General features: G+C 43.2%; 11 protein-coding genes and 4 pseudogenes. 2 read left to right on the top strand and 13 right to left on the bottom strand.

Annotated features, from left to right (window positions below; all coding sequences use genetic code 11):
* Positions 1 to 102: 102 nt before the first annotated feature.
* Positions 103 to 1,950 carry an APC family permease gene (locus IYQ92_RS02495; protein ID WP_195675188.1) on the bottom strand — a complete coding sequence of 616 codons (1,848 nt, stop codon included), beginning with the start codon at positions 1,948 to 1,950 and terminating at the stop codon, positions 103 to 105.
* 203 nt (positions 1,951 to 2,153) lie between these two features.
* Between IYQ92_RS02495 and IYQ92_RS02500 the strand changes: the two genes are divergently transcribed.
* A complete protein-coding gene (locus IYQ92_RS02500; protein WP_195675189.1) occupies positions 2,154 to 2,663 on the top strand; it encodes an HdeD family acid-resistance protein in 510 nt (169 codons plus the stop codon).
* 29 nt (positions 2,664 to 2,692) lie between these two features.
* On the opposite strand, the gene IYQ92_RS02505 is transcribed toward IYQ92_RS02500, so the two are convergent.
* From IYQ92_RS02505 to IYQ92_RS02545, 9 genes and pseudogenes are all read right to left on the bottom strand, one after another.
* The gene (locus IYQ92_RS02505; RefSeq protein WP_195675190.1) at positions 2,693 to 4,462 is read right to left on the bottom strand and encodes an ABC transporter ATP-binding protein; all 1,770 of its coding nucleotides are present in this window, start codon (positions 4,460 to 4,462) and stop codon (positions 2,693 to 2,695) included.
* Complete coding sequence (locus tag IYQ92_RS02510) at positions 4,463 to 6,202, bottom strand: ABC transporter ATP-binding protein (protein WP_195675191.1); 1,740 nt, start codon at positions 6,200 to 6,202, stop codon at positions 4,463 to 4,465. It abuts the gene before it with no gap.
* 470 nt (positions 6,203 to 6,672) lie between these two features.
* A complete protein-coding gene (locus tag IYQ92_RS02515) occupies positions 6,673 to 8,541 on the bottom strand; it encodes an ABC-F family ATP-binding cassette domain-containing protein (protein WP_195675192.1) in 1,869 nt (622 codons plus the stop codon).
* A gap of 1 nt (position 8,542) precedes the next feature.
* Positions 8,543 to 9,763 carry a CCA tRNA nucleotidyltransferase gene (locus IYQ92_RS02520; RefSeq protein WP_195675193.1) on the bottom strand — a complete coding sequence of 407 codons (1,221 nt, stop codon included), beginning with the start codon at positions 9,761 to 9,763 and terminating at the stop codon, positions 8,543 to 8,545.
* Positions 9,760 to 10,527, bottom strand: a complete 768-nt coding sequence (gene dapB / locus IYQ92_RS02525) for a 4-hydroxy-tetrahydrodipicolinate reductase (RefSeq protein ID WP_195675194.1) — start codon at positions 10,525 to 10,527, stop codon at positions 9,760 to 9,762. Before dapB ends, IYQ92_RS02520 begins: the two co-directional genes overlap by 4 nt.
* Before the next feature lie 22 nt (positions 10,528 to 10,549).
* Entirely contained in the window at positions 10,550 to 11,401 is an 852-nt protein-coding gene (locus IYQ92_RS02530) for a DegV family protein (protein ID WP_195675195.1), read from the bottom strand.
* Positions 11,401 to 11,781, bottom strand: coding sequence for a DUF1149 family protein (locus IYQ92_RS02535; protein WP_195675196.1), 381 nt, complete (start codon positions 11,779 to 11,781; stop codon positions 11,401 to 11,403). Before IYQ92_RS02535 ends, IYQ92_RS02530 begins: the two co-directional genes overlap by 1 nt.
* A gap of 69 nt (positions 11,782 to 11,850) precedes the next feature.
* A pseudogene (locus IYQ92_RS02540) lies at positions 11,851 to 12,382 on the bottom strand (hypothetical protein).
* A gap of 148 nt (positions 12,383 to 12,530) precedes the next feature.
* Positions 12,531 to 13,733: pseudogene (locus IYQ92_RS02545) on the bottom strand (transketolase C-terminal domain-containing protein); the annotation flags it as partial.
* A 174-nt stretch (positions 13,734 to 13,907) separates the two neighbouring features.
* On the opposite strand from IYQ92_RS02545, the pseudogene IYQ92_RS02550 reads away from it, so the two are divergent.
* Positions 13,908 to 14,291, top strand: a pseudogene (locus IYQ92_RS02550) (transposase); the annotation flags it as partial.
* Between the two features lie 208 nt (positions 14,292 to 14,499).
* On the opposite strand, the gene IYQ92_RS10180 reads toward IYQ92_RS02550, so the two are convergent.
* The 3 genes and pseudogenes from IYQ92_RS10180 to IYQ92_RS02560 form a co-directional block, all read right to left on the bottom strand.
* Entirely contained in the window at positions 14,500 to 14,892 is a 393-nt protein-coding gene (locus tag IYQ92_RS10180) for a putative quinol monooxygenase (RefSeq protein WP_324253044.1), read from the bottom strand.
* A complete protein-coding gene (locus IYQ92_RS10185) occupies positions 14,893 to 15,177 on the bottom strand; it encodes a putative quinol monooxygenase (RefSeq protein WP_229311272.1) in 285 nt (94 codons plus the stop codon). It abuts the gene before it with no gap.
* Positions 15,177 to 16,098 (bottom strand): annotated as a pseudogene (locus IYQ92_RS02560) (amidohydrolase family protein). The gene IYQ92_RS10185 and the pseudogene IYQ92_RS02560 overlap by 1 nt, the downstream one beginning before the upstream one ends.
* Positions 16,099 to 16,106: the final 8 nt, after the last annotated feature.

Genomic DNA, 16,106 nt, shown 5'->3' on the forward strand with positions numbered 1-16,106 from the left:
TTTTGAAAAAATATTGCTTTTAATGTCAGAAAATGTAACATAATCACTGCTATTTACCAAATAAAAAATTCTTCAGACCAAAAATCTAAAGAATTTCCTCATTTATTTTTTCAAGTGATAGGTATAGGTAGCAATTACAATATCTTCGTGCCAGCGTAATTTTGCTCGTAGGCGCAGACTCATTTGGTTGTGAAGCGTATTTTGCCAAGGGTGTTTAGGAATGAATTTTGGAATGATGACTGTCATGGTGTGGCCTTTTTGACTGGCTTCTTTGGTCATGCGTTCTACAAATTTCGCAGTTGGATTAATAATATCACGATAGTCTGATTCGATATTCACAAACTGAACATCTGGGAAATAGTCCTTAAATTCTGTTTGAATTTCCTTGTCTTTTGCTTCCGTTTCCTTGGTCGAAACGTGCATTGCAACAACGGTTTGTCCAATACTACGTGCATAATTAACCGCACGGATGCTTGCCTGCGTCATATTTCCCACCAAAATCAAAACGGTATTACCATCATAATGAATATTTTTCACATCATCCGTCAAACGCAGCTGCATAGCGACATTTTGATAATGACTGCGAATGGAGTAAAAGAGGGCTAAGAGGGCAATAATAATGGGGAAGAATGGCCAAATGTCACCCAAGCGGAAAACAAGCAGAATGCCAATAATCATATAACAAATGAAGGCACCAATGATATTAGCCACCGAGTGTTTGAGAAAATGATTGCCATAAATTTTCTTCCAATGAACGACCATCCCCGTCTGAGAGAGGGCAAATGGAATGAAAACACCGATGGTATAAAGTGGAATCAAGCGTTCTGTTGACCCTTCAAAAATGAAGAGGAGGGCAATGGCACCAATCGCAAGCGTGATAATTCCGTTTGAATAACCAAGTCGGGCACCTTTTTCCATAAACATGTGTGGCATATATTTGTTTTTAGCCATGTTGAAGGAAAGCATTGGAAAGGCTGAAAATCCGGTGTTAGCTGCGACTGCCAAGATGAGGGCAGTTGAGAGTTGGAAAATATAGAATAGTGTATTTCCCACAACTGAATCTCCAAAAACGCGCTGCGCAATTTGTGCCAAAACAGTCACGTGACCATCAGGAACAATGCCCAACCAATAGTTGAGGCCTGTAATTCCCGCAAACATGATTCCCAAAATTATTGCCATAATTCCTAAAGTCTTAGCTGCATTGACTTCTTTAGGCTTTTTGAAAAATGGCACAGCGTTAGAGATAGCTTCCACCCCTGTCAATGATGCCGAACCGCTGGTAAAGGCACGCAACAAAAGGAAAATCGTCACATTAGAAACCACCTTGCCGACATGGGCTGTCGCATGATAAGCTAAGTGCCCAGTCAGAATTTGGAAGGCACCAAAACCAAGTAAAAACAAGGTGCTAACGATGAAGAGATAGACTGGAATCATCAAAGAAGCTGCTGATTCACGTAGCCCACGCAAATTCATGAACATCAACAAGAGCACCAGTACAATGGCAATCAGCAGGGTATGTTCCTTCATAAATGGGAAGGCTGAGACCAGGGCATCCGCCCCTGATGATACAGATACCGCAACGGTTAACATGTAGTCCACCAAGAGACTGCCTCCTGAAATCAAGCCCATTGTCGGTGATAAATTTTCAGTAGAAACCACATAGGCACCGCCACCTTGCGGATAAGCATAAATGACCTGCTTATAGGAAATCGTCAGACTAGCTAATAAAACTAAAACTAGGAGACCAATGGGTAAAGACCACCAAATAGCAGATGCTGATACAGCCGTAAGTACCAGAATAACTTGCTCTGGACCGTAAGCGATAGATGACAGGGCGTCACTAGACAACATAGCTAAGGCTTGCGTCTTAGTCAACAAATGACCTTCCTCAGATTCTCCAACAGATGCTAGAGGAGAGCCAATGAAAAAATTCTTAACTTTTTCAAACACGATGATACTCCTTAAATGAAATAACGATTTATTATAGTCTTATCCAACTGCTTTAGCAAGTGCTTTTTCAATTCGAAATCATAATGTTATTTTCTTGTAAATTTCCAAAACATTTACAGAAAACCTACTACATTACCTGATTTTGACATTTGTGCTGATTCATTCTATAATGAAGTGGATGATATTGAAATGGAGTATTTATTATGAAATGGTTTCCTTTAGTGGGTGGCATTGTTGCCCTACTGGCTGGGATTTTCCTCCTTGTTAATCCGCTAGTGACAGTGGCAACTGTGGGTTGGTTTCTTGCCTTATTCGTATTTATTTCAGGTATTTCTAGCCTGACGGGGTATTTCTTAGCAGATGCCTACCATCGTAGTGTCTGGTTCTTGGTTCAAAGTATCGTCTCTGTCATTTTTGGCTTGATTCTTTTGACAAGTAATGCTCTGTCACTCTCAAGCGCTGTTATTACCATCTTGGCTTACTGGGTTCTTGTTAGTGGCATCATTCGCTTAGTTGGTGGGATTCAAATGCAAAAGATTGCTTTTCCCGGAGCAAGTCGCTACATCGGGTCTGCGGTAATTGCCATCATCATTGGCTTAATTTTGCTGGGGCAACCTCTGCTTACTGCTGCCATTATCGGACGCTTTGTGGCACTTCTGTTCATCGCTATCGGTGCGTCAGCCATTTACACTTTTATCAGAATTAACTATTAAGAAAAGCAAGCCATCAAGACTTGCTTTTTTTATTTACTTTTGGCAAACTGGCTATTATAGAGGTCATAGTAGAATCCCTTATCTGCCAGCAAGCTGTCGTGGTTACCTTGTTCAATAATTTGTCCGTCTTTGAGGACTAGAATCTTATCAGCTTCCTGAATGGTTGACAAACGGTGGGCGATGACAAAACTTGTTCGTCCTTCCATCAATTTTTTCATAGCTTTTTGAATAAGCAATTCAAGGCGAGTATCAACAGATGATGTTGCTTCATCCAAAATCAGAATTTTAGGGTCTGCCAACAAGGCACGCGCAATGGTCAAGAGTTGTTTCTGACCGAGTGAAATGTTGCTTGATTCCTGATTCATTTCCATCTTGTAGCCACCTGGAAGTGTTCGGATAAAATGGTCAACGTTAGCAGCCTTGGCAGCCTCAACGATTTCTTCATCAGTAGCCTCCAAATAACCAAAACGAAGATTTTCCTTAATACTACCTTCGTAAAGCCAAGCGTCCTGCAAGACCATACCAAATTGTCGGCGGTATTCTTGTCGTGACAGATGACGAATGTCATGACCATCCACCTTGATAGATCCACTCGTGACATCATAAAAACGCATCAAGAGGTTGATTAGAGTTGTCTTACCAGCTCCCGTTGGTCCAACGATAGCGACCATTTCACCTGGCTCAACCTCCAAGTTAAAATCACGAATCAAGGGCTTATCTTCAACGTATTGGAAATCAACATGCTGGAAGCTGACGCGTCCTGTCAAATCTTGGCTGAGTGTTTCTGTGACATCGTTAACTTCATTTTCTTCATCCAAAACTTCAAAAATACGTTCTAGTGAAGAGCGGGCGCTTTGCAGAATACCAGCTAGCTGGGTAATGGTCTGAATGGGTTGACTAATCTGCCAAACGTATTGAACGAAGGCCTGCATGTTACCAACAGTCAATTTTCCAGCCAAGACCATGAGACCGCCGGCAAGAGCGACAAGCAAGTAAGCCATATCTGAAATGGCATTTAGGACTGGCATCATGATTCCTGAGGTGAAGCTGGCCTTGAAGCCGACATCACGGAGTTCTTCGGTGATTTGTCGGAAGTCCTTGCTTGACTCTTCCTCACGACCGTAAAGTTTGATGATATTAAATCCAGTCAAATTTTCCTGAACGAAGCCATTCAAATTTCCAAGAATATTGGCTTGACGCTTGAAGTAAGGCTGTGACCGTTTCATGATAAATTGAGCGCTGAAATAAATCAGTGGCATACAGGCAATCAGAATCATAGCCATAGGCACATTGATATAAAGAATCATGGCCACAACTAAAATGATACTCAAGAAAGCATTGATGATTTGCAGAAAACTTTGTTGGAGAGCGTTGGAAACAGTTTCAACATCGGATGTGAAACGCCCCAGCATATCACCGAATTGGTGCTTGTCAAAGTAAGAGACTGGAATATTGTTGATTTTCTGGCTCAAGTCCTGACGTAAATCGCGAATGCTACTTTGCACCACATTAGTCATGAAATAGTTTGACCCGTAGGAACCCACTTCGTACAAGAAACCACGCAAGAAATAAACGACCAAAACGATGACGATGTAATGAACATCAATATGAGCACCAGCCACCCCCTTAGCCATATCCAGCAGATTAGCCGTTAAACGAGTAATAGCCAATCCCAATATGAAGGGCTCTAATACGCTCATGACAGCACTCAAGACCTTGAGGAAAATAGCTAGGTAAAGGGCGCCTTGGTAGTTTTTCAGATAAGTCCAGAGGCGTAGAAAGACATTTTTTTGCTTCATTTAATTCTCCTCCGTCAATGATTGATTTTTCAACTGCGATTCCGCAATTTCACGATAAATGGCATTGTTTGCCATCAATTGGTCATGGGTACCACGTCCGACAATCTCACCTTCGTCAAGCACGATAATCTGGTCAGCATCCATAATGGTTCCGACACGTTGGGCGACGATGAGCACGGTGCTGTCCCCAGTGACTTCTTTCAAACGGGCGCGCAACTGAGCATCCGTCTTGTAATCCAAGGCAGAGAAGGAATCGTCAAAAATGTAAATATCTGGATTTTTGACCACCGCACGCGCAATAGACAGACGCTGCTTCTGACCACCAGACAAATTGCTTCCGCCCTCGGCCAAGTGGGTATCAAACTGCTCCTCACGACTCTCGATAAAGTCCTTGGCTTGCGCAATCTCAGCAGCCTCTTGTAGTTCTTCCAAGGTCGCGTCCTGCTTACCATATTTTAGATTTTCTTCGATAGTTCCGGTAAATAGCAGAGCTTTTTGCGGAATAAAACCGATTTTCTGACGAAGTGCCTTAAGATTATAATCCCTGACATCAACGCCGTCCACCAGAATTTTCCCTAAAGTCACATCGTAGAAACGCGGAATAAGGTTGACCAGAGAAGATTTCCCAGAACCCGTTGAACCAATGAAGGCCACCGTCTGACCAGGCTCAGCAGTGAAAGAAATGTCATGCAAGACTGGACTTTCCGTCTCACCTGGATAGGCAAAAGTCACATGGTCAAAGGTCAAATAGCCTTTCTGCTCAGTCTCAGTCACGCCATCTTCATTTTGGTCAATGGAAATCGGCATCTCCATGACTTCCTGAATCCGACGACTAGACACCGCCATCCGAGGATACATAGTAAAGAGATTGGCAAACATCAAGAATGAGAAGAGAGCATGGAAGCTATACTCGATAAAGGCAACCAAGTCACCAATCTTGATAGCCCCAGAACCCAACGGTTTCAAGGCAAACCAGACAATCGCCACAATCATGGCAAGGATAATCTGCACAAACAATGGTTCCGTCAAACCAGTCAATTTAAAGAGACGATTTGAGGTTTCAGAGTAAGTGCGGTTGGCAGAATCAAAGCGTTCCTCCTGGAAGTCTTCACGGGCGAAGGCACGAATGACGCGCAAGCCCGTTAAATTTTCACGGACGAACTGATTGAGCTTATCCAAAGTTTTCTGTTGTTTTTCAGACAGTGGTCGGGTCTTGATGGCTACATATGCTACCGCCCAGACCAAGAAAGGAATAGCTACCGCTACTACCCAAGCTAGGGATGGGCTGGTCACGAAAATCATGACAATACTTGACACCATCATCAAAGGCGTAATCAAGCCCATCTTCAAAGACTGCTCGGCAAATTGCATCAAGACGAAAGCATCGTTGGTCATCCGTGTCACCAGAGATGACACACCAATCTGCTCATACTCATGATGGGAATATTCCTGAAGTTTGTCATACATGTCATTTCGCATGTCACGAATCATAGTCGTTGTCAGGCGACTAGCCCCATAAGACAAGGTCACCCGTCCGACAATACCAAGTAGTACGGTCACAAACATAACCCCAGCCCAGAAGTAAATGGCAGATTGATAGTTGGCAGTTACCCCCTGGTCAATCATGCGGGCTAGCGCTGTTGGCATCCCTAAGTTGACGACAACAAAGAGCAAACCTCCAATTAAATCTAACAGTAACCACTTGGGATACCGTTTCAAATAAGACCAAATATAGGCCATCCTTTTCTCCTTTTCTTTTTTCGATAGTTACTTTATTCATTGATTAGTTTAGAAAACGTCAGCTGAGCGGGCAGGGGGCGGTTCTTTTTTTCCGAGAGGCTAGTCGAGGGGGCAGCTGGCAGTTCCTTTTTCTCGGAGAGACCGACTGAGGGCTCGATTGGCGGTTCCTTTCTTACGGAGAGGCCAGTAGAGGGGGCGATTGGCAGTTCCTTTTTTACGAAGAGACCAATTGAGGGCTCGATTGGCAGTTCCTTTTTTACGAAGAGACCGACTGAGGGGCGGTTGGCGGTTCCTTTTTTTACGGAGAGGCCAGTAGAGGGGGGCGGTCAGCTTTTTGATTTTTGGCGCAGGACCCAGACGAGGGGGCGACCGACAGTTTTCTATTGATTTCCTCTTGTCTCCTAACCCTAAAAACGCCAGCCTTTCAGCTGACACTCTTGATTAAAGGGACTTGTTTCCGCCTATTTTTATTAACTCTCCAGCTCACTCAAATACTCATAACGCTTGTATTTTTCAAGTAAGTCCTCGTTTTTGGTATCTAGGTCTTGCTGCAAAGCGGCTAGCTGACCGTAGTCGCTGGCATTGGCTGCCATGTCTGCCTCAATGGTCGAGATAGCTTCCTCCAGCGCAGCAATGTCATCCTCGATGGTCGCCCACTCCTGTTTTTCAAAGTAGGACATGCGCTTTTTCTCGGTTTTTTCTTTAGTAGCCTTTGGCGCTTCCGCTTTCGCGGTCATAGCAGAGCTATTTTCCAAAAAGGCCTTCTCATCCAGGTAATCCGTGTAGTTGCCAAAGAACTCTCGCACCCCGCCATTCTCAAAAGCCAGGATTTTGTTGGCTACCTTGTCCAAGAAATAGCGGTCGTGGCTAACCGTGATAACCGGCCCACCAAATCCCTGCAAGAAATTCTCAAGAACTGTCAAAGTCGTAATATCCAAGTCATTGGTCGGCTCGTCAAGGAGCAGTACATTAGGCTTTTTAATCAGAATCTTCAAGAGATAAAGGCGCTTCTTCTCACCACCAGACAATTTTGAAATAAGCGTCCCGTGGGTTGAACGTGGGAAGAGAAATTGCTCCAAAAGGTCAGTGACGCTGGTTGTGCCGACACTAGTTTTGACCTCATCAGCCACTTCTTGAAGGTAGTTGATGACGCGTTTGGACTCGTCCATGTCCTTGAGTTGTTGTGAAAAATAACCGACACGAACGGTTTCTCCGACATCAACCTTCCCAGCCGTGGGTTCCAAGTCCCCAACAATCAAGTTAAGGAGAGTTGACTTCCCAACACCGTTGTCACCAACAATCCCGATGCGGTCCTTGTTCTGGATGAGTAGATTGAAATCAGTCAAAATCTGCTTGTTAGGATAAGCAAAGTCCACGTTTTCAAAATTGATGACTTTCTTACCGATACGGCTGGTTTCAAAGGTCATTTCAAGGTTGTCAGAACTTGTTGTGTTTTGCAAGTCTGATTTCAAATCTTGGAAACGATTGATACGAGCTTGTTGTTTGGTAGCACGCGCTTGTGGTTGTGTCCGCATCCAAGCCAACTCTTGTTTGTAGAGTTGCTTTTTCTTATGAAGCGTTGCCGCATCGCGCTCATCCTGCTCGGCACGCAGACGAACATAATCTTGATAATTCCCTTGGTACTCAACAAGCTTAGCATTGTCCAATTCAAAGATGCGCGTTGCAATATTATCCAAGAAATAACGGTCGTGGGTGATGAAGAGAACAGTCTTTTTACTATTTTTCAGGAAATTGGTCAGCCAAGCGATGGTGTCAATGTCCAAGTGGTTGGTCGGTTCGTCCAATAGTAAGAGGTCCGCATTGTTCAAGAGAACTTGCGCCAGCTGTACACGACGGCGGAGCCCACCCGATAGATTACCAACGGTCTGCTGCAAGTCTGAAATCCCCAATTTTGACAAGACCGTCTTGACTTCACTCTCAATGGTCCAAGCATCCAGAGCATCCATTTCAGCCATGACCTGCTCCAGACGGGCTTGCTTGGCATCGGAATAATCAGCCATGATAAGCTCGTATTCCTTGATTAAAGCCATTTCTCGGAGGTCAGATGACAAGACCGTGTCCAAAATAGACTTACTATCATCAAAATCAGGTTCCTGTGTCAAATAGGCAATCTTGTAACCATTGGCTGCTGAAAATGGCGACACATCACCATCAAACCCAAGACGACCAGAAATCACGTCCAGCAAGGTTGTCTTCCCAGTTCCATTGACCCCAATAATCCCAATTCTATCTAGGTCATGGATGATAAATGAAATATCGCGAAAAACAGTTTTGTCACCGACGGATTTGGTTAATCCTTCAACTAAAAAATCGCTCATACTAGCCTTTCTCTATATCTTCTAAGCAATCCTTGACAAAGTCAAAAATCGCCTCTTTCTCGTTAGCCAAGTCTCCATAGACAATAGCTCGCTCAACCTGTGACAAGACTTGTCCCATCTGTGGACCTGGTTTAAGCCCCAGTTCTTTGATGAGCATACCTCCATTGACCACGATTTCATGTTTGTCATGGATGGTCAAGCTCTTATCAAGAACATCAATGCGTTCAAAATCGACCGACATTCCCATAGCCTGACGGAGTTCTTCAGCCCTATAAATCAAGTTTTTTCCAAATTGATAGACCTGTTCTTTGTTCAATTCAGCTGTGAGGCGGTTCTTGAAGATAGTCACAATATGTTCCACATCCTTTTGAAAATGGGTTGAGGTTTTCCATTTTTTTAGGAATGATTTAACATTTGACTCTTCCAAGGTCAGTATCAGCGCAGCCCATGCTTGCTCAGAACTCGTGAAACAAAAGTCAGCTGCAAAATCATCTAGCAAGCTCTGCAATTTTTCCTGAGAATCAGTCAAACAAGGCAAATAGTTATAGGCTTGTGAAGCAATAAAAGCCTCCATCCCCTTGCGCCAAAAAGGGGCCATTAGCAGCTTGTCAAATTCAATGAAAGAGCGCTCCACAGAAATTTTCTCCAAGAGAGGGGCGTGCGCCTTCATGGCTTCAAAAGTCGCCTCCTCAATCTCAAAATCAAGGCTGGCAGCAAAACGCAGGCCTCGCATGATGCGCAGAGCATCCTCATTGAAACGCTCACCGGCTACACCAACTGCACGAAGAAGATGATTATCTAGGTCCTCCAAGCCATGAAAAAGGTCAACGATTTCCCCTTCTTCATTCAAAGCGAAAGCATTGACCGTAAAATCACGGCGCTTCAAATCTTCTTCAAGAGAGCGCACAAAATTCACTTGGCTAGGACGACGGTAGTCAACGTAAACGTCTTCTGTACGGAAAGTCGTGATTTCATACTCTTCATTATTTTCTAAAACCAGCACCGTACCATGCTCAATACCGATATCAATGGTGCGGTTAAAAATCTGCTTGGTTTCTTCTGGATAGGATGACGTGGCAATGTCAACATCGTGGATAGGGTGTCCCAACAAAACATCGCGGACGCTCCCTCCCACAAAGTATGCCTCATAACCTGCTTCTCTAATCTTCTTTAATATTGGCAAAGCCTTCTGAAATTCAGAAGGCAGATTGTTTAATCTCATAGTAATTTTTCCAAACCATAAACGAGCTGGTCTCGTTTGACAACTTCTTTAATTCCTAGATTGACACCACGCATGAATGACACGCGGTCGTATGAATCATGGCGGAGCGTCAACCCTTCACCCTGTGCTCCAAAGATAACTTCTTGGTGGGCAACCAATCCCGGTAAGCGAACGCTATGGATGCGGAAACCGTCAAATTCAGCCCCGCGAGCTCCGTTAATAAGTTCTTTCTCATCTGCTGCGCCCTGAACCTTATGCTCACGCACCTCACGAATCAATTCAGCGGTTTTAATAGCTGTACCACTCGGTGCATCTTTTTTCTTGTCATGGTGCAATTCGATGATTTCTAAATCCGGGAAGTATTTTGAAGCCTTAGCTGCAAATTCCATCAACAGAATGGCTCCGATGGCGAAGTTAGGAGCAATCAAGCCACCCAAACTCTTTTCATCAGATAAAGCAATCAATTCTATGATTTGTTCTTCTGTAAAACCAGTCGTTCCAACCACAGGAGCGAAGCCATTTTCCAAAGCAAAACGAGTATTTTCATAAGCTACTGCTGGCATGGTGAAATCAACCCAAACATCAGCATCAAAGCCAACCAAATCTTCTTTTTGATTGAAGACAGGCACGCCGTCCACATCTTTTTCAGTAGCAAATGGATCAAGAAGCGCAGCAACTTCAAGGTCGCTATCACCCTTTACCATATCAAGGGCTGTTGAGCCCATACGTCCTTTAAATCCTGCAATAATAACCTTAATACTCATCCTATACTCCTTTGATTCCTAACTAGTCTCGTGGGGTAATGCCAAAGGCAACCGCTCCTGCTCCCAGGTGAGTAGCGATGACACCACCAAATGGCACGATGGTCAAATCTTCCTCAGGATAGCCTGACTCTACAAGTAAATTGTAAAACTGGTCTGCTTTTTCCTGAGCGCGCGAATGAATGACAGCAATCTCATAACGACCATCTGAAGTCACTTCTTCCAAAATGGTAATCAAACGCTTGATAGCCTTCTTCTCTGTACGAATTTTCTCGTAAACAACGATTTTTCCTTCTTCATCAAAACGAAGAATTGGCTTGATGCTCAGCAGATTGCCAAGCAAGGCAGAGCCATTTGAAAGACGCCCGCCCTTAACCAAGTGATTAAGATCGTCAACCATGATGAAAGCTGTAATTTTATCAATCTGCTCTTGAAGTTTTGTAACAATAGTTTCAAAATCCATGCCAGCTTCTGACCATATCAAGGCATTGCGAACAAGATTTCCTTGGGGTGCAGAGGTGATTTTTGTATCTGGGAAAGCAATGGTCAAATCTTGATGTTCGTCAACTAAAAATTGAATATTTGACCAAAAGCCTGAGATACCTGACGACAAGAACAGACCAATAACATGGCTATAACCTTCTGATTTTAGTCTTATCAAGAGATCATCCAAAGCCGCTAAGATCGGTTGGCTAGTTTTTGGAAGCTCTGCTGAGGCTGCCATTTTATCGTAAAACTCATCAATAGTCAGGTTTTGACCTTCCACATAAGTTTGACCATCGATAGCGATAGGAATATCTAAAATATATAAATCATCCCTAGCAATCAGCTCATCTGATAAAGCTGCCGAGGTGTCCGTAATAACTGCTAACTTCATTAACTATTAAACTCCAATGTAATTCCTGGACGATCCAAAGCAATTTCTGTTACTTCAAAAGTCAAGCGTTTGACAATCTGAAGCAAGGGTGCTGCCAAATTTTCGATTTCTTCTTGGCTAAATTCGCTTGGTTCGTTAATGAGACGATCTTGAACGTGAACCAATTGCGACACCACACCACTGATCACAAACTCGTCACGCACAACGATAAATTGAAGTACTGCAACGATACTGGTTACTTTATTAACCGTATCCTTATTTGATAATTGGAAAGTCACTTCAAAATTTGTTTCCGGCGTTCCGTTTTCTTTTTCCCACTCTAGATTACGAGCGTTGTAATGATATTGGTTGACGAATTCTTGTTCGCGTAGGACTTCCATTTTCATTTCTCCTTGATAGACATTTTAGGGCTATTATACCACAATTTTAAGCATTATTAAAGAACCTGGCTAGCCCAATTTTTTCTTGGGATGTTTGTCAATAACTGCTTGATTATTGGCTAGAGCTAGCCGTCCTTTGTCTGTGAGTTTGATACCTCGTAAGCTGAAGTAAGTTCCTAATTTTTCCTCTGAAAAATGCTGCGCTAGGGCTTCGTCAACATCTGCTCGCTTCATTTTTGATAGACCTTTGACACCCTTTTCTTTCAAGAACACCTTTAAAAGCTGCGCTGACAAATGGTCAAGGGATTTCAAAAGCTCTCTCAATCACAGCACGACCACCTGCAATCAAGTCGTTAAGTGCAGCTCTGCCATTGACACCGTAGGTGTACTCAAAATACTTTGAAAAAGTCGTCTCAGTCGTAAAAGTCCCAAAATTGATACGCCACAAGAGGATGATGTGACCAGGTAAAAGCCCTTCGGCTGTCCGCACCATATTGCGCTTAGGAACAGGCTTGGTAAAGTTAGTCTCAGCCAAGTCACATCCGGGTGAAATGCAGGGTATTTTAGGATAATCTGCGTAAAGTTCTTGAATTGTTTTCATGGTTCTATTTTAACAAAAATGGGAGCATCGAAAAAGTTTGAGGCTCAATAAAAAAACTAGGCTGTGCTGTGCACGAAACCTAGATCTAATCTTATTTATAAATAATTTTAAAAATATTAGTCACAATATTATCCACGGTTAAACCGTTTTATGCCATCAGTTCTTGGTGGTCATATCGGTCGTGGAAAGCTTTGTCGATGCCGTAGTTTTTCACTTTGAGGTTTGAATCACCAAGATAGCTAGCAATGGTTTGACCATAGCCACCTTCAAGCAATCCGTCTTCAAGGGTTACAACAAGTTTGTGGTTGGCTTTCAGTGAATCGAGCAATTCAGTATCAAGACCAGTAATGAATTTTGGATTGACTAGCGTTGCTGTGATATTGTATTTTTCTTGCAATTCTTTGGCTACTGCTTCAGTAAGACTGAAGAAATTACCAAGCCCAAAGAGGACCACTTCCGAACCTTTTTGAAAGACTTGATTTTTATTGAGTTGAGAATAATCTGTTGTGTCTGGGATGCCTGTTTCCTTCAATGGACCAACAGGAACGCGAATAGCTACTGGGTGGTCTTTTTGTTCAATTGCCCAATCCAACATAGCTAGCTCTTCTTTGTTGGTCGGTGCAAGATAGACAACATTTGGAATGTGACTGAGAAATGGAATATCGAAGAAACCAAGGTGACTTTCATCGTTCATGGCATTGACCGAGGCAGAGTGAACGAGAACTGTCACAAGTTGATTGTTAAGCGCAATGTCGTGAGACCATTGGTCGTAAGTCCGTTGCATAAAGGTTGAGGCAACAGACCAAACGGGTTTGACACCGTTTTTGGCAAGTCCTGTTGACATGGTGGCTGCCTGTTCTTCAGCAATACCAACATCGACAAATTGTTTACCAGCTTGTTTGCGCTGTTCCTGATTGAAGAGGAACATTGGCGTTTCAGCGTTTACAACGATAACGGTTGGGTCTTTAGCCATTTTTTCTAACAACAAATCAGCTGCGACAGAATTGTAACTTGCTCCAGCATTGCTACCCAAGTATTGACCTGTCTGGGCATCGTAAGGGCCACCCGCATGGAAAGCTTCGCGATTTTCTTCCATAAAAGGAATGCCGTGACCTTTTTGTGTATGAATGTGCAAAAGAACAGGATGGTCAGCATCTTTGACTTCCTGGAAGAGTGCAATCAAGGTCTCCAGATCATTTCCTTGCTTCAGATAATGGTAATCAAAACCAAGCGCCTTGAACACATTGTCAGTAGCTTGACCTTTGCTGTTTCGGAGACTGCGAAGAGCTGTATAAATACCGCCGTGAGGGTTTACAGCAATGGATTGGTCGTTATCATTAACAATAAATAAAAGCTTGCTACAATGCCTTTTCTAGTACTCGTCCTCGCCAATTCCCCGCCTTAAGCTTTACGGACAAAACTTTTATTAAGTCGTTTTCGATAAGATATGCTAATCCTAATTGCATATTATCTATCTGCGTTGTAGAAGTTCACAAAAATTACAGCATGCTCAATCTTATCAAGATTAACTTCAGTACCTGGCGTTGGTAAAGTTTACGCTGCAGGGATTATCGCTGAAATCGGACAGACTGAACGCTTTAAAGACCATCCTCAAGTCGCTAAATATACGGGCTTGAATTGGAAAACAGAAGCAATCTGGGAACACTAATTCTCAAAATACTGACCTTGTCAAACGAGGCAATCGCTATCTCTGTTATTACTTAGTTGAAGCCGCCAACTCGGTGAGACGCTATGATAGCGAGTATCAAGACTTTTACAAGAAGAAGTATCAAGATCAACACAAACGAGCATCGTCTTAACCGTTAGAAAATTCGTGCGTCTGGTGGATGTGCTACTATGCAACCGCCAACTCTATACGCCACCAAGGAGGTTTATGGAAGATAAGTGATTATCTGCACAAATCCTTGGATGAGCTAGTGAAAAAAGCGATTTTCACTAGGTGTTTTTAGTGCGCTCTGTTTTCTCAAAAATCAGTTAAAAGTTAATCAGCTTTCTCTTGACTTTTTACCACTAGACTTTGCTTGTTTTTTCTTAACTTGGTATTTTCTTAGTAAGTAGATGGGCATAGGTCGTCGATAATGCGTGACACCTTGAAGTCACCTTTGAGGGCTAAATAGAGTTGGAGGAGAGTTGAAGCTGCTCCTTCGTAGAAACCAAGTTTCGCCAGTTAAGACTTGTAAGGTTTTCTCCAAAACAAGGTCAGCTGACTGTTTAATATATTTCTTAAAATGTGGCGACTGACAGTGCTTCTCGTAAGCTGACTCGTCCGCATAGACTTCAAAGAAATACCACTGCGACAAATCCTCGCTATCTCGTCCCGCAAGTAAGGCCAAGACCCCAGCCTCCACTTCAACTGATGTTGCCATTTCTTCAGCAATAATCGCTTTAAAAGCCGCTGCATTTTCTTGGGCAACACGTACTCGCGCCAAGCGTAAATGCAAGCCACTGGCATCTGAGAACGCCTTTTGCTCTGCCTTTTCAACCGTCACTTATGGAACCAAGGTATGCACCAAACGTTCTGAAAAACTGTCCTTGGCAAAAGCTGCAAATTGCCCAAAATGCTCTGACGCCATGTGGACTTGATAAGCCTCATCGTCTTGATAAATCTCAAAAACAACTTTTTTGCTTGGTTGTCCAGCTTCGTAAGTCGAGGCCATGAAAAACGTTCCCGCTTCTTTCTCCAAGGAAGACATAAGATTGTGCACTCCCACCGCTGAGAATTTCTCTAATTTTTCAGGCAAAGCCGTCAATTCAAACAATCGCATCACTAACATCAATCAAACTCTCTTCCCACTAATTGCTCAAAATTCTTTTGGAAAATCGCTGCGCTGTCTTTTTCTGACAAAGGTATGGCTTCAATAGCATCAATAATTTCTTGCGTAGCCCCAGCTGGCGCAATCCCGAGTGGAGCATCTGTTCCGAAGAGGACATGGTCCACACCAAAATAATCGACAGCAAGCTCTAAAGCTTTACTGTTTCCAAGAAGCGCTGTATCAACATAAAACTTCTTAAAGTCAGCTGCTAAATGCGTAGGAAGAATATGCTCAATCCGCCCTACAAAATAAGGAACCATAGCTCCTGCATGATGAACAATAATTTTCAAATTGGGCATTTCTTGAAAATAACCAGCCTGCACTAAGTCCAATATAGCTTGCGTCTGCTCATACTCCCAAGAGAAAATAATATTGTTATCAGGCTTACGGTCATCAAAGACTGGATGCAACCAGATGGGAATATTTTTCTCAGCACAAGCTTCAAAGATTGGTTTAAAGTCTGAGTCAGCCCAAGACTTGCCAAGATGACGACTAAACAGTTGCACACCGAAGCTCTCATCATTGGCTAGAATCGTATCATCAAGGATAGCTAGGCTCTCTTCAATATTATTCAGTGCCAGCATGGCAACACCACCAGCAAATAAGTCTGAATGCGCACGCACGGCTTCAATCAATTCTTGGTTTGCCTTGCGAACCAAGAGCACAGCCATTTTCCCTGCCATATAATCCTCAGGGTTGGTATTGACGTAGGAAATGACTTGCTTGGTAGTAGCAATGTGATGCTTACAACGCTCATCCATGTCAGTCAAATGCGGATGCTGAATAAAGGGCATCTTCTCAGGAAGTTTCTCATCCAACATGAGCATGTGTTTTTTTTAATTCGGGTAGTAAGACGTGGGCAAATACATCTATTTTAGTCATGAGCGACC

It is taken from the genome of Streptococcus sp. HF-1907 (genome assembly GCF_015594605.1).
In the GTDB taxonomy this organism is placed as follows: domain Bacteria; phylum Bacillota; class Bacilli; order Lactobacillales; family Streptococcaceae; genus Streptococcus.